A 25345-nucleotide genomic window follows, 5' to 3' on the forward strand; every position below is an offset into this window, starting at 1 on the left:
CTAATTTACAAATTCATAAAGCGAAGTCATGCACGTCATAAATCACATCCGACAGCAAAACCTCAAACTCCAGCGCCGTCGTAAAACCTCCGTTACTCAAATTGTGCGTGACTTTGCTCACTATCCAGTCTTGTGCATCGATCGCCGCTTTAAAGCCGCTGACGCGTACCGGCGTTTCCGGCGTGATGTTAGCCCGCCCCATGGCGAGCGACAGAGAGAACTCAGCCACACCGCGCTGAAGCTTTTCCCACTTTGCCTGTGCGGCGCGCATTGCTGCGGCCTTGGTGGCGTAAATTTTGGTGATCGCAAACACGTTATCGTCAGCTCCCACCAGATAATCGCCTTTCGCCGCCTCCGCCGGTTTCCCCGGTTTTTTACTGCTACCCGGTTTCGCCTTCGGGTGTTGCAGCGCGCGCAAATGCTGCTCTTTTGGCTTGCGCTGCAGCTTCACTTTCTTCGGCTTCGGCTGTTTTGTGTTGAGCCAGCTCGCCGTCACGCCGGTGTAGGCATCCCGATCGGCAATGCTGAAACTGTGCTGATCGCCATCCTGCCGGGTGATGGTATACACCGGCAATGGCTTCCCGCCTACCGTGGCGCCGTTCCCCGGTCGCAACAACAGCAGAGCGCCATTTTTCACCGCCGCCACCGCGCCGTTGAGCGTTGCGAGTCGGGTAATAAATGCCGCGTCCGTCTCCTGCGTCTGGTCAATATGGCTGATTTTGATGGTGCCCAGACCAGCGGCCAGCGAGGCTTTCAGCTTATTGCGCGCGGCCACCTTCTGCACAATGTCGCCCAGGGTAGTGTCGTGGTAGGACTCATCGCGCCGGGTGTTCAGCGAGCCGCGAAAATCCGCGCTACGCGCGCGAATAGTCAACGTGTCCGGCGCGCCCCGGTGTTCGACCTCATCGACCGTAAACTGGCCTTTTGGCGTCAATGGCGAACCTTGCCAGCCGAGCGCCAGCGACAACACCGCATTGCGCTGAGGCATCGCCATCAGTCCGTCGCTGTCGTCCAGCTCGATGTCGAGCTGGTCGGCTTCAAAGCCCCGGTTATCCGTCAGCGATAGAGAAATCAGCCGCTTGCGGATGTTCTGCGTGATGTCGTTATCCTGCAGCAACAGCGAGAAATCCGGGGCAACTCGCGCCCCGGCTGGCAGGCTTACGCCGGTGATCATGATAACAACCCTCCCATAGCACCGGCGGCCTTCCCGGCCATCTCTCCGGCTTTATCGTACAGTTCCCCGGCCTGCTGGCGCAGATCGCCAAACATCGCCGACAGGGATTCATCTACCCGCTTCAGGTTGAGCGTGAACTCTGTGCGGCGCGGGCTGCCGTCTGCGAAAAACTCGGAGTGCGTTTCAGAAATCGACTCGATCACAAACATGCCGTAAATCGTGCCGGTGCCTTCAATCAGCGGCCACGCCCGGCCCTGCTCGGCCATCAGTTGCAGCGTCAGCAGTGACCAGCGGCCGCCGGTGATCTCCGGCAGCAGCACCCCGGACAGCGTGATTTTTTCCTCATCCATCCCCAGAAATTGCGCCGCCGGGCGCAGGCCAACGCGGGCGTTGCTCGGCCAGCGATATTCCGCGTTGCGGCTCATGGATTGATAAGGCAGCGTCTGCAGCATAAAAACAAACAGCCCCAGCGTTAACATCATCATGAATCTCCGTAAGTCATGCGGCTACGCGCGGCGGCCGCGTGTTTGCGTCGTTCGGCCTCGAGCTGGCGCGAGACTTCGCGCGCAATGGAGGCCGCGTCTTGGCCGGGGGCGCCGTACACCTGAATCGTGATCGGGGCTGGCACCGTGGCAGGTGCAGCAGCCGGGGCCGACGCCATCACCGGCGTTGACAGCGATAACATCGCCGCCGACAGCGCCGCCGTTTTCCGGCGCCCGGTGATGTTGGCCGGGCCGTTAACAATCTCCGGGCCACGCTCGCCGACGATGCCGAACTGGCCGCGCGGGATGATGCCGCCCTTGTCGAATGCCCCCGCATAGCCCGGCCCCGGCATCAGCTCAGGCGCCGGGCGGTTGTATGAAATCGCCGGGTTAACCTCCGCTTCATCGTCGCCAAACTTCATCCAGTCAGGCAGCATATCCGTGAGGCTGGAAAACTTGTCATTCAGCGCCTGCCAGCGCTCGCTAATGCCGTCAATGACCCCGTTGATCATGTTCATCCCGGCTTCTTTGAACTGTCCCGGCAGCGCTTTAGCCCCGTTTACCAGCCCCTCCCATTTGCCATTAAGCCAGCCGGTCAGCCGATCCCATGCCTGAACCGTGGCGGCGCTCAGCGCCAGCCATGCCGCGTTAACACGCTCGCCGATGGTGTCCCAGACGGCGGCGGCACGCTCTGCAATGCCGCTCGCAACGCCCCAGATGCCGGTCAGCAGGCCGGGCAATCCGCCCAACAACTGCAGCGGCAGGCTCAATCCGGCCGCGATCCACTCACCAAACATGCGGCCATAGCGCGCGGCGGTCTGGAGTTCGGCCTGTGAGGATTTCACCGGCTCGATCAGCTTGCCGAACCACTGCCAGACGTTGCGCACCATGCTCAGCAGCGGCGTAAATGCGCCGGCCAGCGGGACAAGCGCGGCGCGCATCGGCGCGAAAGCGGCGCTGAAGCCTTCGCCGATACCCGTTAAAAAGGCGCTGATAGGCTCCCAATATTTACGGATAGTCAACGCCACACCAGCAATCATCGCCGCCGCCGCGACCACCGGCAGGGTGATCACACTGAATGCGGCCGCAATCCCGGCGCCAACGGTGGTAAAGACCGTTCCCAGCAGCCCGGCCCCGGCAATCAACATATTGACCCCGGCCATCACCGGCCATGCGATAAGGCCCAACGCAGCGAGGCCGCCGATCAGGGCCGTGACGCCCGCCGTGACTTTCACCAGCGTGCCGACCAGCTCAGGATTGGCTTTCACCCATGCCCCCGCCTTGGTGAGCCATTCGGTGGCGGAAACCGTTAGCTTACGCAGCGCTGAATTCTGGCCGTCGAACACCTCAATGCGCACATCCTCCCAGGCGGAAAACAGGTTTTTCAGGTCGCCGTCGAGGTTGTCCACCTTCACTCGGGCAATCTGGGCCGTAGCCCCTTTTGACTGGGTGACGGTGCTGTGTTTTTCGCTCAGCTTGCCGTTACCGGCGGCGTCAATCAGCTTGATAGCGCCTTTCATCGCCTCTTCGCCGAAAATGACTTTCAGGTATTCGGCTTGCTGCGCGGTGCCGAGCTTGTTGGTTTTAAACGAGCCGTTAACTTTCTTGAGGATGCTCGCGATCGGCAGCATGTTCCCTTTGCCGTCCTTGGTTTTTACGCCCAATTCTGACAACGCATCAGCCGCCTGCCCGACGGGCGCCTGTAACCGCGTAAACATCGCACTGGCCGCCGTACCGGCCATAGACCCCTTGATGCCGTTATCGGCCAACACGCCCAATAAGGCGGTGGTGTCCTCGATACTGGCACCGGCCGCCTCGGCGATCGGCGCGACGTACTTCATCGCCTCGCCAAAATCCATCAGGTTGCTGTTCGAGCTGGTGAAACCTTTGGTCATCACGTCCGCGACGCGCTGGATCTCGTCTATCGGCATGTTAAATGCCGATTGCATGTTGGTGATGATGTCGGACGCGTCGGCGATGTCCAGATCGGAGGCCAGCGCCAGATTTACCGTCGATTCTGTCGATTTCAGAATGGCATCGCCGTTAAAGCCGGATTTCGCCAATACGGATTGCGTGCGCGCGACATCTGTCGGCGAAAACGCGGTCGTGGCGCCAATATCCCGCGCCTGCTGGCGAATGGCGGCCAGTTGCTGGTCATTCTTCGATAGTCCGAGCGTGGCTTGCGTGTCTGACATCTGCCTGTCGAACTGCACCCCCGGCGCAATAAACGCCCCTTCAGCGACCAGCCCGGCGGTAGCGATACCCAGCCCGGCCGCGCTGGTATTACGGACAGCCGCGGTTGCCGATTGCCCGGCACGGTAACGCGCGCCGACGCGGTTAACCTGCTCTTGTTTCTTGCTCAGGCGATCCAGCTCGCCGCGCTGGCGGCCCAGCGCTGTCGTGGCTTCGCTGGCGCTGGCCTTCAACCGGCGCTGTTCGGCGCTCAGGTTCCGGGTAGCGATGCCGTCAGCGTTGAGCGCGTCACGCTGGCGCTGAACCGACTGGCGCAGGCCGTTGTATTTCAACTGCAGCTCGGCGGCGGCGCGCTTTGATGCCTCCAGCAAGCGCGCTTGCTGCGCCGTGGGCTTTTCCGTCGCCTTGAACTGGACAGCCAACGTGGCCGCCTCTTCCTTGGCTTTCTTCAGTGCCTTGCCGGTAACGGCAAGCTGCCCCTGCGCCTTGCGAAACCCCTCAATCCGGGCGCTTTGCGCGTCCAGAGCCTTGAGGGTTTGCTGCGTGGTTTTGATGTCACCGGCCAGTGATTTACTGGCCTGTTGGATACTCTTTAGCGGGCGGGTGGCTTGGTCTACGGCCTTCAGCAGCACCTGTAGCTGCAGGCTTTTACTCATCGTGATTAACTCCGCTGCGTTGCAGTGCCTTATGGCGCCAGTTCAACAGCTCAGTGAGCGTCATTCCGGCCATTTCAGACGGCGGCCAGTGGAAGATCACCGCGATGTCCGCCATCAGGTCATCAACGCCCAGTCGGGCGTCGGGGATTACGCCGCCGAGTTCGGCGACAAAAAACCGACCACTTTCCCGGCCAGCGCCACCAAGTCCGGCAATTCCAGGCGCGCGCATTCTTCTTTGGTCAGGTTCGGCACGGTCACACGCGGCAGCACAACCAGCAGCGCGTCAACATCGGCATTGGCGATCGCCGCCAGCCCGACGCCGCGCAGCGCGCCCGCGTTCGGTTTAATCACCTGCACATCGGTGATGGTGGTTTCACCGCGCTGAATAGGGGTGTCGAGGGTAACGGTATTTTCTTTTGCGTCTTTCATGGTGTTCTCTCAAATCAGGGGGAAAAGGGCCAGCCTGGCGGGCTGGCGCAAAAATTACAGGCCGATCGCCTTGCGATGCTCGGCCAGCCGGTCAACGCCGTTGACCTTTTCGACCATGTTCACGGTATCGACTTCGATCAGCTCTTTGCCGTCCACGGTCAGCTTGAAGTAAGTACACTCGGTGGATACCTTGGTTTCGGTATCCTCGCCCTGCTTGTACTCGCCAAAATCGATTTCTTTGTGGCGGCCACGCATCACCACTTCCACAGCGGACACCTCGCCGGTGTCGTCACGCTGGAAGGAACCGGCAAAGCGCAGCGGCACGGCATCGACGGCGCCCCACTGTTTCAACACCAGCTCATCAATGCCGCCCATCGACCACTCAACGGCCAGCGCGTCATCGTCCAGCCCCATATCGATGGAGGCCGCGCCGTTCATACCGCCGCCCCGGTATTTCTCCAGCTTGCGGGTGAGCTTCGGCAGCGTCAGCGAGGACACCACGCCCATGTAGCTGTAGCCGTCGTTGAACAGATTCAGGTATTTCAGTTTTTTCGGCAGTGCCATGTTCTAACGTCTCCTTTAGCGGTTCACAGATGCCGCAAACGTCGCCAGATAGCGATCGGTGATGCGCTGGCGCAGGGTTAAATCTTCCAGCGGCGGCACCGGCGTGTAGTCGTAATCGATAAACAGCTTGCCCGCCTTCAGGGTTTCAACGGTGTTGGCGCTTTCGTCGTACCAGCAATTACCGTCGATAATCAGCCCTGCGGATTTCAGCTCGCGGAATTTCGCGTTGATGCCGTCAATCATGTCGCGCACCAGCGTAGGCGTCACCGGGCGGTCAACGGTCCATAGGTGCGCCTCGGCCATGGTGTCGGCCAGCACCTGCGCGGTGCGGGTGTAGTTCTCGAACATGAACAACGGATCATCGGAACAGGTGCGGGAACCCCAGAATTTAAAGCCGTCTTTGCGAATAAGGGTGGTGACGCACGCTTGGTTTAACAGGTCAGCATCGGTGCCAGGCGCCTGCAAATCCCAGAACACGCTGGCGGTGATGCCGGTCACGCCGTTAACGCCGACGTTTGAAAGCGTCTTATGCCAGCCGGTTTCCGTGTCGATTTTGGCACGCAGGCCCAGCGCGCGGGCGGTGGCGTAGGCGATGTCGCTCTGGTTGGCGGTGGTGTTCCAGCTGACAAAATCCGGCCAGATCAGCATCAGCTCGCGCTGGCTGAAATTGTCGCGGTACTTGGTAGCCTCCTGCACGGTTTTGCAGCCGTAGGCGCTGATATAGCCAAACGCGCGCAACTGCTGACAAATCCCGGCCAGCGCCGTCGCGACCTCCTGATTATCCAGCCCCGGCACGCCGAGGATGCGCGGCTTAACGCCCAGCTCAGCCTGTGCAGATAACAGCGCTTTCATGCCGGTATAGCGGCCTTCAGCGTTCGCGCCGCCGATGATGTTGGAGGTGGTTTCCGCCGCGTCTTTGCCGGTGGCAACGCGGACAACCACTGTGACCGGCTTCGCCTGTTCAGCGATCGCCCGCAACGACGCCGCCAGCGTGCCTTTTTTACCGGCCTTGCCGGAAGCGGCCAGCACGTCAGTGATCAGTACCGGGGTATCGAGCGGGAAAACCGACGCGTCAGCATCCTCCGCCGTGCAGACCATGCCGACGATTGCCGTCGATACGGTGGAAATAACGCGGGTGCCGTCGTTGATTTCGACGACGCGCACGCCGTGATGATAATCGCCCATTAATTTGCTCCGGGTGGTGAGTAGGTGCAGGCATGATGACGCCCGGCTCGCCGGGCCGCACGCGGTGGGTGCTGGAAGGCCGACCAGACAACAGGCCGAGCCGGATTGGGGGATTTTGGAGGGAATAACGATCGCTCGCGCCGATCAATTACGTTGTATTGATCTACGCAATCAATTGGACGCCGGAGAGCCGGGCGGGGTAAGGTCTGGAGGTCAAGCGCGGCAACATCAGGGAAGCCGCAAACACAAAGCCCGCATCACTGCGGGCTTTTTCATGGGGGTAACGACATCTTTTCGAAAGCGCAGACTTTCGAATGGCACTTTTCCTAAGATTTCTCACTTCAGCATTTTTTGCTTGTTCAACCGGCCAAACTGCTTTAGTGTCGCCAATAGACGACACATGCCTCTAGTCGTCACATGCAGTAGTTCATGTAGCTATCATCACCAAATTTCGCCCCGCCGTGGGGCATTTTTTTAAATATTTGTCCTAAATTCGTTTCTTACCGTTCGTAATCACTTGCCATGATTTCAGAACATTCCTAACCTAAAAGCGTTATTCAGGGTTCGCAATCCCTTATAACAACCTTTGTAACGCTTGATACACCAGAGACAAATTTTTGCCCGCTTCGGTGGGCTCTTTCAACCAAACTAAGGATGGGAATGCCTGCTCTAAAGACGACATCTGGATTAACGGCCAAATCCGAAAAATCATTGATTGGAGGCCTTATGAGTATTCATTACCTTACCGATAGTGAAACGCAGAACTTGGAAAAGGTAGGCACGGTTCTGGGCAGATGTGTCATTGATCTTCTTGTTCGCAAAAAAATAGTCAACACCGATAATATTCTTTCTCAAATAGTCGCAGAAATGGAAAAAGCATCTGATAACGATGAATTCCAGTTATACCGCGACACATTGGAGTTTGTAGGCACGCTTTCAAAATAACCGGGGAAATGCCACTATGAAGAATGAACTCGCAACAGCAATTACCATAGGAAGCATACTACTGTTCGTCATCCTAATTGGTGCGCCGAATTTTGTAACAACTATGGTGCCATGACCATTTTCCGTTAACTTCCAAAATAAAAGCCCCGCATCGCTGCGGGCTTTTTATTAGACGCTGGGCGCAACCGGCCAATCGATATCCGGCGCATTCTGCGGATTGATGCGGCTCAGCTGCACCCGGTAAGTTTTCCAGAGCTTGAGCTGCACGATTTCCTCCTCCATCGCCATCCCTAAATCGACCGCATCCTGCAGCGGCGCAACAGCCTTACCCGCGCTCGCCAGCAATTCATTTTTTCTGGCTTCAGCCCTCGCCATCATTTCTTCGGCGGAATAGATGCGCTGGCTCACTTTCTTACCGTCAAACACCCACTCACCATTAGCCAGACAGCACTTTGGCAGTTTCGTCGGGTTCAGCTCAATAACCGATAAGCCAATCGGCCACAGCATCGACACATCACTGTTAATCGCGCAGATAATGCCGCTTTCGTCATAAGCCAATTTTACGGTGTCCGGCGAAAACAATTTTTGCGCGGCGTACCAGTCAATACCGTTTTCATCCTGAAGATAAATCACGTTCTCGCCGAGGAATAATTCTTCCGGCGTGTATCTCTTCAAATTCTTAATATGTTGCATTTTACACCGTTCCAATTGTTGCCCATGTGCCGTTAATCAGCACCTGAACCGCTGAATAAGCGCCCCAGATTGAGGGGTTGTAGTTTGAGCCGGACATACCCGTATAAACACAGCCCGACGGTAAATCGATGCGCCCGCCGGTATCCGCAATAACCGTGCGCCCGGCCATGCGCACACCCTGAACCAGATTCTGATAGGCCCAGTTCTGCGCATTGTTCTGCGCAGCCGAGATATTTTGATTAAGCCAGTTGCTGAGGTAGCCGCCCCAGCAACTGCCTTGAACGTTGCCGTCTGGGTGCCACGTCGTCCCGCTGGAGGTGGTGATCGCAGGCCATTTACCGCCGATATGAATACCCGACTCAAAAGCGGCGGCGCCGGTTCTGACATCCACAGAGAACGGACGCAGGGCGTTGAATGTGCCGTATTGATCATTTTCGTTTGTCAGCAGCAGATAAAGCCGATTGCCGTCATTGCGCCAGAAGGAACCGAACCCGCCGCCGACCATGCGATAATTATCAATATGGGTAGATTGGATCTCCGCGCTGGTCTTTAGCGTCCCGGTTAACTGCCCGCCGGTCTTCGCCAGATAGCGGCCATCTGCTTCGGTTTTATTCCAGGCGTTAACGTCACCGGCCAACAAATTCACATCAGCGGACAACGGCTTACCGTTCACCTTGATAGAGCGCAGCGCGTATTTCTGCGCGGCCTGCGCATCCGTCAGCGCGCCAACGTCAGCGGCCGTCGGCTTGTAGTGTGTCGTGTACACCTGCGCCCAAGCCTTAGCCGTCGCCGAATTATCTTCCCGAGGAGAACGTAGCCAAAACTCCGTATTACCCGAGCCGATCGCAAATTGGACATGCCGGTATTTGTTGAGTTTGAACGTCATCAAATTACCGAGATTCCCTTTAGTCAGTGGATAGCCGACTGATTTATCGCCGAGCTGTTCAAGGGTGAAACCGTCCGGCCGTGTGAGGTCGCTGTCGGCGTTTGTGGCCTGCAAGCTTTCGCTGGGGAAAACCACGCGCGGCAACGCAAGCGCCCCGGTCATGGTGTCGCCCGCCCGTTTCACATAGCGCCCGTCGGCTTCGGTTTTATTCCATGCGTTGACATCACCGGCCAACAGATTGACATCCCCGCTCAACGGTTTGCCGTTCACCTTGATAGAACGCAGCGCGTATTTCTGCATAGCTTGCGCATCCGTCAACGCGCCTGTTTCTTGCGCGGTAGGCGGTTTCGCCGTCGTATAAATACGCGGGTTTGCCCCCTGATTAGGCTCAGTTCCCCAATGCAACTCGTTATCCATCCCCAAACCAAGACGCATCAGTGCCTTCCCAGCGACTTGGAAACCGATTGATAAATTACTCTGTGCTGAAGGGCGGCTCATGACCAACGGCGTATGCTGGTTTCCCTCAATATTCAGTGAGTCCCCATCCGTTTCAGCGTTGCCGGGCTTAATAGCCAGTTTTTTAACCGTGCCGCCGGACAGCATCAGAAAACGGCCGTCAGCTTCGGTTTTACTCCATGCACCGACATCGGCGGCCGTTGGTTTGTAATCGGTGGTGTAAATCCGTGACCATACCACCCCATTTTCAGGACGGTTAGAACGGCCAATAAAACCATGCCCCAGCCCCGACACGCTGACATAGCCCGTTGAGGGTGCGGCATCGCAAGGCAGGCTCAGCACCCCGGCGGCAATATTTCCAGCGATCGGCGGCTTGTTCTCAGAGGTCGCATTCAGCCGGTAAATTTGCGCAGTGTTGCAATAAGCGTTATCGAAAGCCCGCGCGCCCGCCCCCAGACCAAACGCGCCGACGGCCATCAGTTGCCCGCCTTCTACCCCGACGTTGCGCGTCGCGGCATCACCCAGCGCCAAATTGCCACGCGCGGCGGCCTTGTCGGGCAAGTCGGACAGATTGGCGGCCTTTTTCATGCTGGCATCGTTGACCGCTTTTAACGCTTTGGGCGTGCTGGCTTTCGTTTCGTCGGTGCTGGTCGTTGCGCTGCTCAGCTGTACCAGACCTTTCGCCGTGGTGCTGGCGTCCGGGTGGTTTCGGGTTTTCTCATGCGCGGCGATCGCGTCGGCCACAAAATCCTTGGTCGCCAGCACGGTGTCGCCACCGGCGATCACCTGAATCGCCTCGGTACTGCTGACAATCAGGATCATGCGCAGCGTCTGCGTGCGGCCGCTGCCCTCTTCCAGCTTCGGCTTGTAGCTCTCCGCCATGTTGCTGACGGCAATCAGCGTCCCGGCATCGTCATAGAGGCCCATCTCACGCAGCCAGAAGCCGCCGACGTTTGCCGGAATAATCATCTCGGCCAGAATGTGATTTTTCAGCGTTTTGTCGATAGTCAGCCCGTTGAGCGCCGCGCGGTATTTCTCGTTGACCAGCTTGGCCTGGGCCGGGTTAGGTGTCGGCAGCGTGCCGTTCCCGTCGCCGACGGCCATACGGACAATTTTCAACTGCGTGCCGCCCGCGCTGGCGGCGGCAATCTTTGCCGCCCCGGCGGTGGTAATAATCGCTTTGTATTTGCTCATGATTTTCTCTTATCCGGGGTAAACGGTAATGACATCGCCATCAATGGCGGCCGCGCCGGTGTAAATCCGGCCGGGGATGTCCTGCAAAATGTTGAGGCCGATCAGGTGGCGGCTCAGCGGCTTGGCGTCGGCGATCAGGCGTTCCATCTCCTGATACATTTCCTCTGTGATGCCGGTTTCCAGCACGCCAATATCGAGCCGGAAAGTACCGGGCGGATCGGTGCCGTCGGAATGGAACCACTCGATAACGTTGATCAGGTAGCCGAGCGGCTCCACCACGCGACGTACCGCGCCGATGGTGCCCTTGTGCCGGTGAATGTAGAAGGCAGCAGACACCACGCCCCGCTTCACGTCCTCCGGCCAAGCCTCATCCCATCGATCGACAGAGAACGCCCACGCCAGATAAGGCAGCAGATGCACCGGGCAGGTTTTCGGGTTCCACAGGTCACGCAGGGGAACCGGCACGCGCGCCAGCTCAGCACACGCGGCGGCGGCAGCAACTTCCAGCAGTGAGGAGCCGACAGGCAATAGACGGTTAGTCATCGGCTCGCCCTGGGATAATGTTCACATCGGTGCAGTAACCCGCCTGCGTTTTATCCAGCACGATGTCGGCGGCCGGTTGAGCAACTTCGACACGTTCAACACCTTCCACTGTCAGCGCCGCGATGATACCGGAACGCCGGATACTGCGGCCTAAGCGGCGCATGGTCAGTACATAATTTTGCAAACGTTGTTTCGCCTCCGTGAGGATCGGCGCAACCTCCGGGCCGGGATAGAGAAACAGCGTGGCATCAATGCTATATCGGGTTATTTTGGCCGCTTGCACGATGACCCGATCAGCGACCGGGCGCACGTCCTCATCATTCAGCGCGTCGCGGACAACCTGCAGCAGTTCGGGGCTGGCGGTGCCGTCGCCGTCCCGTGACAACACAGTGACGGTCACGTTAGCCGGTGATGGGCTGATTGCTGTCACATCGGCCACCCGGCCATCGGCCGAGCGGGCGTGAAAACGGTAGGAACCGGCCGATCCCGCCGTACTCATGCCTTCGAAAGCATCCTGCAGGCGCAGGCGGTAATCTTCATCCGCTTCCATGACTGCCGGTGTCGGCGGGATGGTGCTTTCATCCGCCGGGGTGATCACCAGTCGCGGCGTATTAAAGTTTGCGCCGATCTGGTCGAGGTCTTCGCCGGTGGAATGCGCCAGCATCACCGCTTTGGCGGCATCATTGACACGCTGGCGTAAAATCACCTCGCGGTAGGCGTTCTCCTGCAGCAACTTAACGATCGGCTCCGACTCCAGCGCCAGCGTGCGCGCGACGGCCTCCCGCTGTTCCTCCGGGTAAAGCGAAATCAGCGTCGCCTTACGCTCCGCCAAAATATCTTCATAATCCAGCACCTCAACGACGATCGGCGCGGGCAGCTGTGAAAGGTCAATCGTTGCCATGGTTTCAGCTCACAGGAACAGACAGCGACAGCGCGCCAGGGGCATCGGTGCGGGTGCCGGTGATGTCGATCACCATCTTGCCGTCATAGGTGGTATTAAAAGCGATGCCGGTCAGCTTGACGCGCGGCTCCCACGCCAAAATCGCGCTGTAGCAGGCGGCCATAATCTGCAGGCGCAGCGCGTCGTTCTGCGGCTGGTCGAGCAGCTCAGAGAGCAACGAGCCATAAGCCCGGCGCATCGGACGCGAACCCTGCGGCGTGATCAGGATGTCCGCCACGGACTGGCGAATATGCTCGATGTCCGTCAGCGTGCGGCCATTGCCTCGGTTCATGCCGATATATTTGGCACTGTTCACGCTTCTCGGCCCTTTGCTTTAGCCACAAGTTCAGGGGCAACAAGCCCCACACGGTGCTGAACTTTGAAGGATTCCTCCAATGAAGCATCGCGCCACACGGTGAAATACTTCCGGTCAGTCACAATCCCGCATTGCTCAGTTTCGCGTTCTTTCAGCGTTTCAACCTGAAGGAGCACCTTCCCGGTGATCCGTTGTTGGCGTCCACGGGAAATTCCGGTTAAACCGATCTCTTTAGTAAAATGACTCCTCGGTGGTGTATGCATAGTTTTTCCCGATGGTTAAGAGGGTTCATCAGTCTTGCCGCCGCCGGTCTGGACGCCGCCGTGGGTGTGCTTATCAACAACAATGCCATTCGACGAGAACGAGCCGCCGCTGTGCTCGATGTTCCCGCGCATCTCCCCGCCTTTTTGCACTTCCAGCGTGCCGGTGGTGAGTTTGTTGGTGCAAACCACCTCCGGCGCATCGAGCGTGATTTTGTCAGCCGTAACGATCACCACTTTGGTGCTGGCGGTGATGGACTCCGACGCCTGCACGTCGGCGGTTTTAATCCCTGACACGCTCAGCGCGCCGGTTTCCGGTTCGTACTCGATAACCGCGCCATCAGGGAATGCGATATGCAACGCATCCGCCGACGCAGACGGGGCCGGGAAGTCGTCAGAGAAAATGCCGCACAGCACAAACGCGGTATCGAGTTCGCCACCCAGCGCAAAGATCAACACCTGCTCACCGACGGAAGGCGCCGACCAGCTGCGGGTGCGCCCTGCACGGCAGGTTAGCCAGTTGAGCCAGTCGGTAAGATTGCCGCCGGTTTCGACGCGGCACAGGCCGTTATCAAGGTCAACGGTGCTCACGGTGCCGATGCGGATCAGGTTGCGCAGCAGGCGCAAAATGTCGTGTTGATTGTTCATGCTGGAAGGATGCCGCCCGGCGCGGGCGGCGACAACGCGATGAGGTTGGAAGATCGGAGGCACAACAGGGGGTTATTCTGCGAGGTGTTCTATCACGGCCGTTTCTATGATTTTGACGTCATCCGGGCCAAATCCCAGTAACGGACGAGCCTCATATTTTACCGCCTCGCTGTGCGGCGTCGGCCGATCGCGCAGGCCGTAATGGTGAACGTTTACCATGCGTTTCACACGCCCGACAAACTCAACCACCGCCGCATCGCTGTTGCCCTGGGCTTTCAGGTAACGGGCGGTGCGCAGCTTGGAGAACATCGCCCGATCGCGCAGGCGCTTTTTGTTGCGAAGCCGAGTTTTGCGCGGCGCGTAGGGTGTGCCGTCCGGTGCTTGCTGGCGTTTGATGTGTTGCTGTTGACCGGCGCGCAGTCGCTTTGACACGGCAACGGCCAGCGACTTACGCGACTGCGGCGACAGCCTGGCAATCAACCCGGCCAGCCGGGTGTCAAAGGGGTTAAGCTCGCTCATGCCATTCACTCACTAATTCACCGTGAACAAAGAGCTGCATCGGCCGCGTCACGTCCTCCGGTAACGGCGGCTCCGGCAGGTGCTCAACATGCAACGCGCCATCGCCTAGCTCTTTCACCAAAACACGCTCGGTCAACTGCAGCGACACGCTGAAATCGTAAGAGCCGTTGTTGTTAAAGTCGCTCGCAAAGGTGATCCCGGTGCGGCGCTTTTCCTCCGTTGCCATAATGTCCGGCTGGTTTTCCCGTAGCCATGCCTGAATCGGCACCATGATTAAATCCAGATCGCCGGTGTAGTCCATAAACAGCAGGTTCAGCGTATAGCGGTACTCATGGGACAGCGAGGCGGCAAGCGTGGCGGCCACATTGCCGCGCTCTACCCGAACTTGCAGATTTTCAGGGTTGCGCTGTAGCCACGGCAGGCAGCTAGTCAGCTCAGCGCGGAGCTGTTGCGGTTTTAACATCGTGTTGTTCCTGACAGTGTTTAATCGTATCGACCTGCACCGCGCAGGCCGCCAAGGCGTTTTCAAGCTGGCGAATATCGGCGCTCAGATCGCCGTTAGTCGCCGGGCGGCTGGCCGGAATTTGGCACGGACTCACCTTCGGACAACCAACGTAGATAATCTGCGGCACCGGTGAAACCGGGGCGCTGGTGCAACCGGGCAACGTCAGCAGGCAAAACAGTGTTAAACCAGTCCCGTAATTGCTTATTTTCATTGAGTAACCTCTGTATTTTCTGCTCGCGCGTCAACGCCAGTCGGTGCGCGGCGTTTAGGTCGCCCCTTAATTTTTCCTCTTCCTCCGCCAACCGGCCGGCCGCCGCCTGCAGCGTGTCGATCGCCGCGCGGGTATCGGTCAGCGCCGCCGCTATCCGGCCATTTTCCTGCCGGGCGCTTTCCAGCCGCTCACCCAACGTGACAACCTGCCATTTCATCCAACCGGCGACGACCAGCGCCAGCACCAGAAACCAGCCGATCGCGCTGCTCATGGCGCGGCCCCGCTCAGGCAGTGGGCCAGCTCCGCCGCCCGGCGCCGTTCCAGCCCCGGCGATTTGACGCCGTTGACGAACACCCAGCGCGGCAACTGTTGGCAGGCGTTGCGCCAGTCCTGCCGCTTGATGAAACCGGCCAGCGTAGAGCCGCAGGCGGCCGTGACGCCGACGTTAAAGGCAAAGGACACCACCGCGTCATAAACCGGCGGCGGCATCGTGACAGGCATACAGCGGCCTATGCCGCGCTCCACGCGATACACGTCGGCGACGAAGTTAACGGCAGCATGGCGCTCGCTGATAACCGCTCCTGGCTTTACCCCGGCCGTGTGACCGATGCCGCTTGTCCAGACACCCGCCTGACACTGGTAAGGGGATAAACGACAGCCCTCGAAATCAGCCAGCAGGCGCAACCCGGCCTCAGAGATCTGCAGCGCGCTGAATTGCGGCAACAGCACCGCCAGCGCCAGCACGGCGGCCACACTGCAGCGTTTAGCGATTGAGTTCATCGTAAACCCTCCGGCTGACGCCCAACTTGTTCAACAGCTGGTAGCTTTTGCGGCGGTAGTACCAGTTAACGAGGAACGTGCCGACGCCCACGGCGGCGCCGACCATAAAGGCGATGTCCTGCGGTGAATACTTGCCGATCCACGCGAGGAACATCGCTACCGAGTAGGCTAAAAATGAGGTGATGCGCTCCATGTTTCTAATCCCATAAATTGACGGTTTCACGCTGCGGCGCGGCGGTCACGTCCGGCAGCTCGACCGGGTGGCCGTGGGGCAAAATCGCCCCGGCAGCGGCCAGCCCTTCATTTAGCGAATAGACCTGCTCAACCACGCCCTGCGTGCGCCCGTAGTAGCGCCAGCAAATCGCGTCAACGGTGTCGCCCTGCAGGGCGTAGACTCTCATCAGAGCAGCCCGATGATGCAGTGGCTACGCTCGGCCACGTTACTGATCGCGTTGCGGGCGTTGCGCCAGAGCTCGCCGATCGAGGCTTCAACCACATCAGCCTTGCGGCCGCCGGTGGCGGTGGTGTCGAAACTGCGGTATTGCTCCGAGAGCGTCGCCATGGTCATCGCGCTGACGGCGTTGCGGTACTCGCTCACCCGCACGCTTTCGCCGTCGAGCTGTTCGCCCGGCACATCCTCAAGCCGCTGGTAGCCGTCGACCATCTGGTCGCGGCGGAAGGTGAACAGCTCGGCGTTGACCTCCGCGATCGCGCTTTTAATTGCCAGCCGCAGGCGCGGGGCGGTGATTGTGCCTTCAATGCGCATCACGTCGCGCACGTCCGCCGGGTCAATGTCCGGCCAGAAAAAGACGTTTTTAACGATCGGCTCATCCTCCGGGCGCGGTGCTGGCGCGTCCGGGCGTGGCCGCTTAATCACAACGGTGCTCATATGACCTCAGAAAGTTAGGGGGCGGTGGACGACGGCGTTGACGAGGTGAAACCTGTCGCGGCCGTCGTGCCGCCCGGCGCGGGGCGCGTTCTGTCAGCGGCTGGCGGCGGTGCGTATTGCCCGCTCCAGCCGTTCAATGTCTTTTTTCACACCGCAGCCGTTATGCAACTGCAGCGCACGCTTAAGGTGGTTCAATGCCAGTTCAGCCCTGCCCGCCGCGCGCAAGACGTACCCGGTGATTTTGTGCAACTTGGCGCGCACCTGGTCGGGCATGTCTTCTGCGTCGGTGAGTTCCATTGTCTGCATGAGGTGGTCTATGTTGACCGGCTCCCCGGCCTCAAAGGCGCGGGTGGCAGACTCGGCGACGTCTTCTGCGATGAGGTATGGCGTGGAGCGCGCGAAATTGCCCGGCGGCGCCAACTGGTAGCGCAGCGCATAGCGGGCGATGTCCAGCGCGCCGGGAATGTCCCCGGCATCCAGACGCCAGATCATGACCGTCATCAGAATGGCGTCCTGCGCGCCGCGACCTTCGGCCAGCACACCGGCAACCCAGGGAGCATACTCCGGCAGCAGTTGGCGCTTGAGTTCGGCCTTACGCTCTTGTGAGCGCACCTGTTTGAGCTTTCGCTTATCTTCATTGAGTTTAAGCATCATCCGTTCATAGCCGTTGGCGTGGCGCAGCGGGTCATTCTCCCGCTGCGCGGCCAGGACCGCTGACTGGCGCATAAGGTGACGGCGGGCAGGGCTGGTCATGGTTATTTACCGCCTTTCGCTTTGTCGTCTGCCGGTGCTTCCTCCGGGGCTTTCACGTCGGCTGCTGGTTCCGCTGGCGCAGCGGCAACTTTGACCGCCTTGACAATGGCCTCGGCCAGCTCGGCGATGCCTTCTTTTTTTGGTTCCGTCGGTAACAGCTTAATGTTCTCCACCAGACAGCCGCAGGCGTAATCCTCCACCACATAATCCTCATTGATGGATTCATAGTTTTCGATGCGGTCACGCTTCGAGTTTTCCACCATATGGCGGCGGTGCGTGTCTTCCTGCCAGTAGATCGACAGGTTATCCATGCGCGTAATCAACAGCGCATCCGCCGGGAAGTACGGCACACGCACGGCGGGCAGGTTGCCGATGCGCTTCTGGCTGATAATCAGATCGGCGGCCATCGCTTCGGTGTTGGGCTGTTCCTGATTGACCAGCGGGAAATACTTGTCTGCCAGCAGTTGACGACCGCAGATCACCACCAGCTCCGGGTCTTCCTGATACCACGGTGCAATCAGGGTGTTGGTGGCATCCATCACCAGCGCGTCGAGGTTGGCGTAATCACCACCGGTGCCCACGCGGACTTTTTCAGACACCACGCTGCCGTCCTCACCCACGACTTTATTCATCACGCGGCCCGGCGCATTCTCGCGGTACTTCTGCAACCAACCCGGTCCGATGTCTTGCAACAGCGGGAATTTGACGCGGTTGGAGGTTTTCGCACGATGCGTACCGTTAAAACCGATCATGATGCGGTCAAGCGCCTGACGTTCAACAATCGCATCACGTAAACGGGTCTGGAAATCCTGATAACGGGCCCACAGGTCGAGGGTGTTGTAGCGGATGTGGAAATCGTAATTTACCTGCTGACAGAAATAGCCTTCAGCATCCAGCGTGGCAAAGTCAGCCGTTTCACGCTCATCGCCGCCGGCGGTGTCGGTGGTGCTGGCGATGGAGCCGCTCACACCTAAACCGATTTTCTCTCCCTTCATTTCCTTAACCGGCACGATATTGATGCGGGTCAGGAACGTCGAGGAGTCCTGTACTCGGGTCATGATGGTTTGCGTAACGGACGGCTCAACGCTGAATTTTTTATCCAGATCGCCGGTGGCGACACCGTTCAGTTCGGCGAGGCGGGATAGAAAAGCATTAAATTTAAAACGAGTTTGCTTGCGCATTTTTCTTCCTGTTTTTGTTCGGTTTTATCGGGTGTGACTGCCTTAGCAGTCGGTCAGCACGTCTTGCGCGCTGTTGCCGCCGGTGGCATCCGGGCGTGCCTGCTGGCTGAAGTCTTCCGAGGTGGAAAGCTGGGCTTTCAGCGCACTGAACGCATTGCTGCCGGTTTCAACCTGCTGTTTGAGGTCGGCTACCTGCTCGCTCAGTGCAGCGAATTTCTCGGTAAAGCGGGCGTCCGCTTCCTGCAACTGCTCGGCCACGGTCATCACGGCGCCTTCCATCTCACCAAAGCGCACATCGTCGGTGGCTTGCTTGCGGCTAAACATCGCTTTGATGCGGGCAGAGAATGAGGTTTCCTGGTCAGCGACCGGCTCAAAATCGAAATGGACTTCCAGCGGCGCGGAGAACTCGACGTTCTCGTGGCGGCGGCTGAACTCCAGCATGTCAGTGCCGAGGCTCGCCGGGTCATCGGTGACGGCCAGCCCGACCAGATAAGACTTGCCGGTTTTGGCGAAATCGCGGCGGATCTCCATCGAGGTGAAAACCTTTTGGCCCGCGCCGACCATCGACACCAGATCGGCGGTCGGGGCCAGACTGGCATACAGCGCCCATTTGCCGTGCAACAGCGGTTCGTCCGGCTCGTCGATTGTTTCGGCCTTCAGCTCAACCACGCCGCCGTAACGACGAAAATAGCCGTCAGGCAAAATCCCCTTGATGTGCTCCATGTTGATGCGGGCGCCGTACACCTTCGGGCTGTAGGTCGCGGCCATCTGCTGAATATCCGCAGCGCCGATCTCGCGGCCATCAACGGTGTCGCCTTCAACGCCGATGCGGAAAAACTTAGTAACTTTCTTTGCCATGTAAACGGCTCCGGTTGTGGTGATTGGGTTCGGGGCTAGTTTCGGGGGAATGGCGCCGCGTCTCAACGCGTTGCGGTTGGAAGATCTGAGGCACAACAAGGGCTTAATGCGAGTCGCCCGGCGCTTTCGTAGCCTTGCCGGCATGAATACGACACAGGCAACAACCATCATCAGCGATCCGCGCCGCCAGGCTGCCTTGCTCTACTGGCAGGGCTTCTCTGTGCGCCAAATTGCGGAAACGCTGAACCTCAAGGGGCCGACCGTGCAGAGCTGGAAACTGCGCGATAAATGGGACGACATCGCGCCCATTTCCCGCGTGGAGCAAAGCATGGAAGCGCGGTTGATTCAGCTCATCATGAAAGACGTCAAGGAGGGGAAAGACTTCAAAGAAATCGATCTGTTAGGCCGCCAGATTGAACGGCTGGCGCGGGTCAATCGCTATTCGGCGACCGGCAACGAGGCGGACTTAAACCCGAACGTCGCCAACCGCAACAAAGGCGAGCGCAAGCCCGCCGAGCGCAACGTGTTCAGCGAGGCCGCCGTGGAGAAGCTGCAAAGCATCTTCACAGAAACTACCTTCGAGTATCAGATGGGATGGTATCGCGCCGGGCTGCAACACCGTATCCGCAACATCCTGAAATCGCGCCAGATCGGCGCCACGTTCTTCTTTGCCCGCGAAGCATTACTCGATGCGCTGACCACCGGCCGCAATCAGATTTTCCTGTCAGCCAGTAAGGCGCAGGCGCACGTATTCCGCAATTACATCATTGATTTTGCGCGGCTTGTCGAGGTTGACCTGAAAGGCGATCCGATGGTGCTGCCGAACGGCGCCCGCCTGATGTTCCTCGGCACCAACGTGCGCACCGCGCAGAGCTACACCGGCAATCTGTATCTGGATGAGTATTTCTGGATCCCGAAATTCCAGGAGCTGCGGAAAGTCGCCAGCGGGATGTCGCTGCACAAGCGGTGGCGCACCACCTACTTTTCCACACCATCGAGTCTGGCGCACTCCGCTTATCCGTTCTGGTCGGGGGAACTCTTTAACAAAGGCCGCCGCAGTAAAACCGATCACGTTCAGCTCGACCTCAGCCACAGCCACCTGTCAAAAGGCGTGCTGTGCGGTGATGGGCAATGGCGCCAGATTGTCACGGTTGAGGATGCGCTGACCGGCGGCTGTAACCTGTTTGACCTCGATCAGCTGTCGCTCGAATACAGCCCGGCAGAGTATCAGAACCTGCTGATGTGTGAATTTGTGGACGATACCGCGTCGGTATTCCCGTTCGCCGAGCTGCAAGGCTGCATGGTTGATACGCTGGAAGAGTGGGAGGACTTCAACCCATACGCCGTGCGACCGTTCGGTTATCGCCCGGTGTGGATCGGCTACGACCCATCGGAAGCCAACGGCGGCGACAGCGCCGGGTGCGCGGTGATCGCGCCGCCAATGGTGGCCGGGGGCAAGTTCCGCGTGCTCGAACGCCACCAGTGGCAGGGCATGAACTTTGCCGCTCAGGCCCAGAAGATTAAAGACCTTACCGAAAAATATTGCGTGGAGTACATCGGCATCGATGCGACCACCGTCGGCCAGGGTGTTTTCCAGTTGGTGCGCGAGTTCTTCCCGGCCGCGCGGGAGATCAAATACACCCCGGAAATCAAAACCGCCATGGTGCTGAAGGCAAAAGACACCATCGGGCGCGGCTGTCTGGAATACGATACGAGCCACACCGACATCACCGCCGCCTTTATGGCGATCCGCAAAACCATGACCGCCAGTGGTGCGCGCTCCACCTACACCGCCAGCCGCAGCGAAGAAGCCAGCCACGCCGATGTCGCGTGGGCAATCATGCACGCCCTCTTAAACGAACCGCTGACCGCAGGCAGTGGCCACAGCAGCCCGAACATTTTGGAGTTTTACTGATGAGCAAGCGCAAAGGCCGCAAGGCATTTACCACCCCGGCACCAGCCCCGGCAGCAGAGCAGAAGCAGGATTTTGAGGCGTTCACCTTTGGCGAGCCGTCGGCTGTGCTGGATAAGCGGGAAATTCTGGATTACATCGAGTGCACGACCAATGGCAAGTGGTACGAGCCGCCGATCAGCTTCGATGGGCTGGCACGCAGTGTGCGCGCCGCCGTGCATCACAGCTCGCCGATGTACGTTAAGCGCAATATTTTAGCGTCAACGTTTATCCCACACCGGCTGTTAAGTCAGCAGGAGTTTAGCCGCTATGCGCTGGATTATCTGGTGTTCGGCAACGCCTATTTAGAAGAACGTCAAAACCGCCTCGGCGCGCCGCTGCAGCTAAAATCCTCCCCTGCCAAGTACACGCGGCGCGGTGTGGAACGCGGTGCTTACTGGTTTGTTCAGGACTGGAAAGAGGCGCACCGCTTCAGGACTGACAGCGTTTTTCACCTTATTGAGCCGGACATCAATCAGGAACTATACGGCCTGCCGGAGTATCTAAGCGCGCTTAACTCCGCCTGGCTGAATGAGGCAGCGACGCTGTTCCGCCGTAAGTATTACCAGAACGGGGCGCACGCCGGTTATATCCTGTATATGACCGACGCGGCGCAGAGTACCAGCGACGTTGACAGAATGCGCCAAGCCATGCGCGACACCAAGGGCTTGGGGAACTTCCGCAATCTGTTCATGTACGCCCCGAATGGCAAACCGGACGGCATTAAGATCTTGCCGCTGTCCGAGGTTGCCACCAAGGACGACTTTTTCAACATCAAGAATGCCAGCCGCGACGATCTGCTGAGCGCGCACCGCGTACCGCCGCAGATGATGGGGATTATCCCGAACAATACCGGCGGCTTCGGGGATGTGAAAAAAGCCGCTCAGGTGTTTGTACGCAACGAGCTAACACCGCTGCAAGAGCGCATGAAGGAGGTGAACGACTGGATCGGGGAAGAAGTGATTAGATTCGCGCCGTATGATTTGCCGACCGAATAAGCAAAAAGCCGCCAGTGATTGGCGGCTTTTTTGTTGGTGCTGGATCAGGAATGCTTTTCGATAACCAGATCAACACCTTCATTCAGCAGTTCGTTAATTGACTGCCCGGTAGCCTGTGCGGCAATGGCTAACGCCTGGTGGCGTTCCGGCGATAAGCGGGTGGTTACTTTGCCGCTGTACGACTTGTAAGGCTCAATGCCGTCTTTGGGGCACTCATCGAGAAAGACCGCGAGTGAGATTGCGCCTTCTTTCTTCAGCTCGTCCACGCTGTAGGCGTAGAAGTCGGCGCCGCCGTTCAGCCCGACAAACTCGCCCCGGAACATTTCAATTTCAGGGTCGAAGTTGATGACGGCCGTATGGCCGTCAATTTTCAGTGTGTTATTCATCATGGTTTTATTCCTAAGCTATCCAACCAGATCCGAATGGAGTTAACCGCCCCCTTGTCAGTGGTAGGTCTGGGGTGTGGCCGGTGAAAGACTCTTTTTTCACCTTTCAACAGCATCGCGATCCTAGAACCTTCCCTTTCGTGAATCTCCGCCCCTAATGCGGTAAAAAGCGCCTCAATATCAGACCACTTTATAGAACCGTTGACAGGCCGGGAAAACACATCTGACAGCGTTTTTTGGTGTCGTTTGTTCATGGGGTTTATAGTATCACTTTATGACACCACCGCAAGAATATTATAGTGTCATTTTTTGGTGTCATTGATTGGCGATGTTATGCAGTGCGCTGTAAGCGCCTGAGAGCGCCACCATGGCGCCACGACATCAAACCCCATCTCATGTAAGTATTGCGATAAATCGCCGTGACGGGACGCTGGGCGGCTCTTTTGGGAGGGATTCAACACGGCTTGCGCGCAATGCTATCCCCGCCTCGCCTGCCCGCTTCATGTGTCGCTTTTAATGCAGTTGCGTGATCCGGCGCGATCCGCGCCAGCACTGGCGCTGCGGGGATAAAAATCACACTGGATCATCATGCAATTTCATGCAGCATATTCATGCATACTACATTTTCAGTCATAATATTTGACATCCATTTTAAATGGATGTTTAGTTTCTATACATTTTTGATAGACTTGTAGAATATCTACAGTGTAAATCACCGCAAGGAAAAGGACATGTCCGACTTTGAAATAAAAATAGACCTGAATGTTTTGAATCATCTTGGTATGAGTTTGTATTCCAATACACCAGCTGTATTAACAGAAATAATTTCAAATGCATGGGATGCTGATGCAAGGAATGTAGATATAACCTTGGATGTTGATAATGAAACTGTCATAATAAAAGACAACGGTCATGGAATGTCAAAAGACGATATTATCAACAGGTTTTTAAAGGTTGGGTATGCCAGACGTGAAAGCGGAAGATTCAAGAGTGATGGTTTGCAACGACAAGTGATGGGAAGAAAAGGTATTGGAAAGTTAGCTATGTTTTCATTAGCTAATAAAATACAGGTGTTCTCTCACAAAAAAAATGAAGATGCACAGGGATTTGAGGTTGATGTTGATGAATTACAACGCTGTATTAAAAGTAGTGAAAATTATGTAGCCAAAGCTATCGATGTTCCTTTGGGTTTTGAGTTTGGCACTACAATAATATTAAAGGACTTAAAGAAATCCATTGATAGAACACAGACTTATCTAAGGAAAAGATTGGCGCGTAGATTCAGTATAATTGGCCCAGGGCACGATTTTATTGTCAAAATAAATGGAACAGAAATAACACCAGAAGATCGCGATTTCCTTTCCGATTTGGAATTTTTATGGGAGTTTGGTAGCTCAGATAGTACAAGAATTGACGCCTGTAAGAATTTATCAAAAAAGAGTTTACTGGAAAATAAAATTTCTTTTGATGGTGTTGATTATCGAATTACTGGATATATAGGTAGTGTCGAGAAACCATCCCAACTTAAAAAAGACCCAGAAATATCAAATAATACAATAACTGTTATATCCAATGGCCGTGTTTTTGAAGAAGACATATTGCTTGAGTTTGGTAGCGCAAAAGTTTTTACAAATTATCTGGTAGGAGAGCTTGTAGCCGATTTCCTTGACGAGAATGAAAAACCTGATATGGCAACATCTTCTCGTCAGAAATTACAACAGAATGATCCACGTTATCCTGTTATAAAAGGATTTTTAGAGCGAACCTTACAGAAAATTGATAAAGAATGGGACGAATGGAGAAGAGCCAAAGGGTTGAATGAAGTTAAACAAACATCACCTGCGGTTAGCAAATGGCTAGCATCAATGTCAAGACATGAAAGAAACAGTGCTGAAAAGTTACTTGGTAAAATTAATACATTTAGATTTTCTGGAGATGAAGAAAACCAAAAATCAGCGAAAAAGACGGTATTAAAAAATACTGTTCTCGCCTTTGAAAGGTTAAGAATAAAAGATAACCTTGAAGCTTTGGATAAGATTAGCGATCTGAATTCAGAGCACTTTAGAGAGGTATTTGCTTCTGTAAATGATATTGAAGCCAGTCTATTCTATGAAATTACATCTCAGCGTTTAAAAGTAATCGAAAAATTCCAAAAAATAACAGATGACAATGAGTTGGAAAGAGCTGTACAAAAATATCTATATGATCATTTATGGCTGTTAGATCCTTCGTGGGAAAGAGTTACAGGTAGTACAGTTATGGAGCAAACTCTAACAAGAGAACTCAAAGAGGTTGACCCTGAAACTGAAAGTGGTGCAAGGATAGATATAGCATTTAAAACAGTGTCAGGAAAGCACGTCATTATTGAAATGAAAAGACCTAAAGTGTACCCTGATATTCACGCTCTTGTAAGCCAAGGCAGAAAATATGTTATAGCAACGGAGCAATGGTTTAGGAACAACCCTAATAGCTGCCCTGGAGGAAAAATCCCTTCAATCGACGTCGTATTTCTTGTAGGTAAAGGATATGATGGCGTCAGTGATAATTTTGTCCGCTCACAATTGCAATCAATAAACGCTAAGGTTTTAACATATAGCGATTTAATTATTCAATCTAAGCAAGCTTATGCTGAGTATCAAAATAAAAAAGATGATGCAGCTAGAATAATGCAGATAGTTGATGGGATTTAAAAAACCATATCTAAAAAAACCACCACGGCATGTGGTGGTTTTCTTTTTTACTTATAATCT

Annotated in this window: 31 protein-coding genes; 4 read left to right on the forward strand and 27 right to left on the reverse strand. The window is 56.6% G+C overall.

The annotated features are described in order from the left end of the window. Positions 1 to 13: 13 nt before the first annotated feature. The 7 genes from ACSJLU_RS21475 to ACSJLU_RS21505 are packed head-to-tail and all read right to left on the reverse strand — an operon-like array spanning position 14 to position 6683. Positions 14 to 1174: a phage late control D family protein gene (locus ACSJLU_RS21475; protein WP_439041026.1), complete on the reverse strand. Its 1161-nt coding sequence runs from the start codon at positions 1172 to 1174 to the stop codon at positions 14 to 16. Continuing rightward, a complete protein-coding gene (locus tag ACSJLU_RS21480) occupies positions 1171 to 1656 on the reverse strand; it encodes a phage tail protein (RefSeq protein WP_015379102.1) in 486 nt (161 codons plus the stop codon). The genes ACSJLU_RS21475 and ACSJLU_RS21480 overlap by 4 nt, the downstream gene beginning before the upstream one ends. Beyond that, positions 1656 to 4505: a phage tail tape measure protein gene (locus ACSJLU_RS21485; RefSeq protein ID WP_439041027.1), complete on the reverse strand. Its 2850-nt coding sequence runs from the start codon at positions 4503 to 4505 to the stop codon at positions 1656 to 1658. Before ACSJLU_RS21485 ends, ACSJLU_RS21480 begins: the two co-directional genes overlap by 1 nt. Further along, positions 4498 to 4620 (reverse strand): GpE family phage tail protein, encoded by a 123-nt coding sequence (locus ACSJLU_RS21490; RefSeq protein ID WP_026142543.1) that lies wholly within the window; start codon positions 4618 to 4620, stop codon positions 4498 to 4500. The genes ACSJLU_RS21485 and ACSJLU_RS21490 overlap by 8 nt, the downstream gene beginning before the upstream one ends. A 32-nt stretch (positions 4621 to 4652) precedes the next feature. Next, positions 4653 to 4934, reverse strand: coding sequence for a phage tail assembly protein (locus tag ACSJLU_RS21495; protein WP_015379104.1), 282 nt, complete (start codon positions 4932 to 4934; stop codon positions 4653 to 4655). A gap of 54 nt (positions 4935 to 4988) precedes the next feature. Then, the gene (locus ACSJLU_RS21500; RefSeq protein WP_023447563.1) at positions 4989 to 5498 is read right to left on the reverse strand and encodes a phage major tail tube protein; all 510 of its coding nucleotides are present in this window, start codon (positions 5496 to 5498) and stop codon (positions 4989 to 4991) included. Positions 5499 to 5513: 15 nt separating this feature from the next. Then, positions 5514 to 6683 carry a phage tail sheath protein gene (locus ACSJLU_RS21505; RefSeq protein ID WP_439041028.1) on the reverse strand — a complete coding sequence of 390 codons (1170 nt, stop codon included), beginning with the start codon at positions 6681 to 6683 and terminating at the stop codon, positions 5514 to 5516. A 660-nt stretch (positions 6684 to 7343) separates the two neighbouring features. On the opposite strand from ACSJLU_RS21505, the gene ACSJLU_RS21510 reads away from it, so the two are divergent. Next, positions 7344 to 7628, forward strand: a complete 285-nt coding sequence (locus ACSJLU_RS21510) for a biofilm development regulator YmgB/AriR family protein (protein ID WP_049278484.1) — start codon at positions 7344 to 7346, stop codon at positions 7626 to 7628. A gap of 168 nt (positions 7629 to 7796) precedes the next feature. Here the strand turns inward: ACSJLU_RS21510 and ACSJLU_RS21515 are convergent, their stop codons facing one another. The 18 genes from ACSJLU_RS21515 to ACSJLU_RS21600 form a co-directional block, all read right to left on the reverse strand. After that, positions 7797 to 8321 carry a tail fiber assembly protein gene (locus tag ACSJLU_RS21515; protein WP_060418390.1) on the reverse strand — a complete coding sequence of 175 codons (525 nt, stop codon included), beginning with the start codon at positions 8319 to 8321 and terminating at the stop codon, positions 7797 to 7799. Between the two features lies 1 nt (position 8322). Continuing rightward, positions 8323 to 10857 carry a phage tail-collar fiber domain-containing protein gene (locus ACSJLU_RS21520; RefSeq protein WP_439041029.1) on the reverse strand — a complete coding sequence of 845 codons (2535 nt, stop codon included), beginning with the start codon at positions 10855 to 10857 and terminating at the stop codon, positions 8323 to 8325. Positions 10858 to 10866: 9 nt separating this feature from the next. Continuing rightward, entirely contained in the window at positions 10867 to 11400 is a 534-nt protein-coding gene (locus ACSJLU_RS21525) for a phage tail protein I (protein WP_439041030.1), read from the reverse strand. Then, positions 11393 to 12301 (reverse strand): baseplate assembly protein, encoded by a 909-nt coding sequence (locus ACSJLU_RS21530; protein WP_273890137.1) that lies wholly within the window; start codon positions 12299 to 12301, stop codon positions 11393 to 11395. Before ACSJLU_RS21530 ends, ACSJLU_RS21525 begins: the two co-directional genes overlap by 8 nt. A gap of 4 nt (positions 12302 to 12305) precedes the next feature. Continuing rightward, positions 12306 to 12656 carry a GPW/gp25 family protein gene (locus tag ACSJLU_RS21535; protein WP_048321956.1) on the reverse strand — a complete coding sequence of 117 codons (351 nt, stop codon included), beginning with the start codon at positions 12654 to 12656 and terminating at the stop codon, positions 12306 to 12308. Continuing rightward, complete coding sequence (locus ACSJLU_RS21540) at positions 12653 to 12919, reverse strand: hypothetical protein (protein ID WP_273890136.1); 267 nt, start codon at positions 12917 to 12919, stop codon at positions 12653 to 12655. The genes ACSJLU_RS21535 and ACSJLU_RS21540 overlap by 4 nt, the downstream gene beginning before the upstream one ends. 15 nt (positions 12920 to 12934) lie before the next feature. Next, positions 12935 to 13564, reverse strand: coding sequence for a phage baseplate assembly protein V (locus ACSJLU_RS21545; RefSeq protein WP_060453228.1), 630 nt, complete (start codon positions 13562 to 13564; stop codon positions 12935 to 12937). Positions 13565 to 13636: 72 nt separating this feature from the next. Next, positions 13637 to 14083 carry a phage virion morphogenesis protein gene (locus ACSJLU_RS21550; protein WP_273890135.1) on the reverse strand — a complete coding sequence of 149 codons (447 nt, stop codon included), beginning with the start codon at positions 14081 to 14083 and terminating at the stop codon, positions 13637 to 13639. Continuing rightward, complete coding sequence (locus ACSJLU_RS21555; protein ID WP_337061427.1) at positions 14070 to 14546, reverse strand: phage tail protein; 477 nt, start codon at positions 14544 to 14546, stop codon at positions 14070 to 14072. Before ACSJLU_RS21555 ends, ACSJLU_RS21550 begins: the two co-directional genes overlap by 14 nt. Beyond that, the gene (gene lysC, locus ACSJLU_RS21560; protein ID WP_273890133.1) at positions 14518 to 14748 is read right to left on the reverse strand and encodes an Rz1-like lysis system protein LysC; all 231 of its coding nucleotides are present in this window, start codon (positions 14746 to 14748) and stop codon (positions 14518 to 14520) included. Before lysC ends, ACSJLU_RS21555 begins: the two co-directional genes overlap by 29 nt. Further along, the gene (gene lysB / locus ACSJLU_RS21565; protein WP_273890132.1) at positions 14642 to 15070 is read right to left on the reverse strand and encodes an Rz-like lysis system protein LysB; all 429 of its coding nucleotides are present in this window, start codon (positions 15068 to 15070) and stop codon (positions 14642 to 14644) included. Before lysB ends, lysC begins: the two co-directional genes overlap by 107 nt. Further along, positions 15067 to 15579 (reverse strand): lysozyme, encoded by a 513-nt coding sequence (locus ACSJLU_RS21570; protein WP_439041031.1) that lies wholly within the window; start codon positions 15577 to 15579, stop codon positions 15067 to 15069. Before ACSJLU_RS21570 ends, lysB begins: the two co-directional genes overlap by 4 nt. Further along, the gene (locus tag ACSJLU_RS21575) at positions 15563 to 15772 is read right to left on the reverse strand and encodes an HP1 family phage holin (protein ID WP_273890130.1); all 210 of its coding nucleotides are present in this window, start codon (positions 15770 to 15772) and stop codon (positions 15563 to 15565) included. The genes ACSJLU_RS21570 and ACSJLU_RS21575 overlap by 17 nt, the downstream gene beginning before the upstream one ends. A gap of 4 nt (positions 15773 to 15776) precedes the next feature. After that, positions 15777 to 15980 carry a tail protein X gene (locus ACSJLU_RS21580; RefSeq protein WP_015379118.1) on the reverse strand — a complete coding sequence of 68 codons (204 nt, stop codon included), beginning with the start codon at positions 15978 to 15980 and terminating at the stop codon, positions 15777 to 15779. Then, entirely contained in the window at positions 15980 to 16468 is a 489-nt protein-coding gene (locus ACSJLU_RS21585) for a head completion/stabilization protein (protein ID WP_273890129.1), read from the reverse strand. Before ACSJLU_RS21585 ends, ACSJLU_RS21580 begins: the two co-directional genes overlap by 1 nt. A gap of 93 nt (positions 16469 to 16561) precedes the next feature. After that, positions 16562 to 17221 carry a terminase endonuclease subunit gene (locus ACSJLU_RS21590; RefSeq protein WP_439041032.1) on the reverse strand — a complete coding sequence of 220 codons (660 nt, stop codon included), beginning with the start codon at positions 17219 to 17221 and terminating at the stop codon, positions 16562 to 16564. Positions 17222 to 17223: 2 nt separating this feature from the next. After that, a complete protein-coding gene (locus ACSJLU_RS21595) occupies positions 17224 to 18402 on the reverse strand; it encodes a phage major capsid protein, P2 family (RefSeq protein ID WP_439041033.1) in 1179 nt (392 codons plus the stop codon). A gap of 42 nt (positions 18403 to 18444) precedes the next feature. Continuing rightward, complete coding sequence (locus tag ACSJLU_RS21600; protein ID WP_273890126.1) at positions 18445 to 19260, reverse strand: GPO family capsid scaffolding protein; 816 nt, start codon at positions 19258 to 19260, stop codon at positions 18445 to 18447. A 142-nt stretch (positions 19261 to 19402) separates the two neighbouring features. Here ACSJLU_RS21600 and ACSJLU_RS21605 point away from each other — a divergent pair, with 142 nt between their 5' ends. After that, the gene (locus tag ACSJLU_RS21605; protein ID WP_164095379.1) at positions 19403 to 21175 is read left to right on the forward strand and encodes a terminase ATPase subunit family protein; all 1773 of its coding nucleotides are present in this window, start codon (positions 19403 to 19405) and stop codon (positions 21173 to 21175) included. Then, positions 21175 to 22209 carry a phage portal protein gene (locus ACSJLU_RS21610; RefSeq protein ID WP_164095380.1) on the forward strand — a complete coding sequence of 345 codons (1035 nt, stop codon included), beginning with the start codon at positions 21175 to 21177 and terminating at the stop codon, positions 22207 to 22209. Before ACSJLU_RS21605 ends, ACSJLU_RS21610 begins: the two co-directional genes overlap by 1 nt. Before the next feature lie 44 nt (positions 22210 to 22253). On the opposite strand, the gene ACSJLU_RS21615 is transcribed toward ACSJLU_RS21610, so the two are convergent. Continuing rightward, positions 22254 to 22598, reverse strand: a complete 345-nt coding sequence (locus ACSJLU_RS21615; protein ID WP_439041034.1) for a type II toxin-antitoxin system HicB family antitoxin — start codon at positions 22596 to 22598, stop codon at positions 22254 to 22256. After that, positions 22595 to 22849 (reverse strand): type II toxin-antitoxin system HicA family toxin, encoded by a 255-nt coding sequence (locus tag ACSJLU_RS21620; RefSeq protein ID WP_439041035.1) that lies wholly within the window; start codon positions 22847 to 22849, stop codon positions 22595 to 22597. Before ACSJLU_RS21620 ends, ACSJLU_RS21615 begins: the two co-directional genes overlap by 4 nt. A 477-nt stretch (positions 22850 to 23326) precedes the next feature. Here ACSJLU_RS21620 and ACSJLU_RS21625 point away from each other — a divergent pair, with 477 nt between their 5' ends. Next, complete coding sequence (locus ACSJLU_RS21625) at positions 23327 to 25285, forward strand: BbrUII/HgiDII family restriction enzyme (protein ID WP_439041037.1); 1959 nt, start codon at positions 23327 to 23329, stop codon at positions 25283 to 25285. Positions 25286 to 25345: the final 60 nt, after the last annotated feature.

It is taken from the genome of Serratia bockelmannii (assembly GCF_051803255.1).
GTDB lineage: Bacteria > Pseudomonadota > Gammaproteobacteria > Enterobacterales > Enterobacteriaceae > Serratia > Serratia bockelmannii.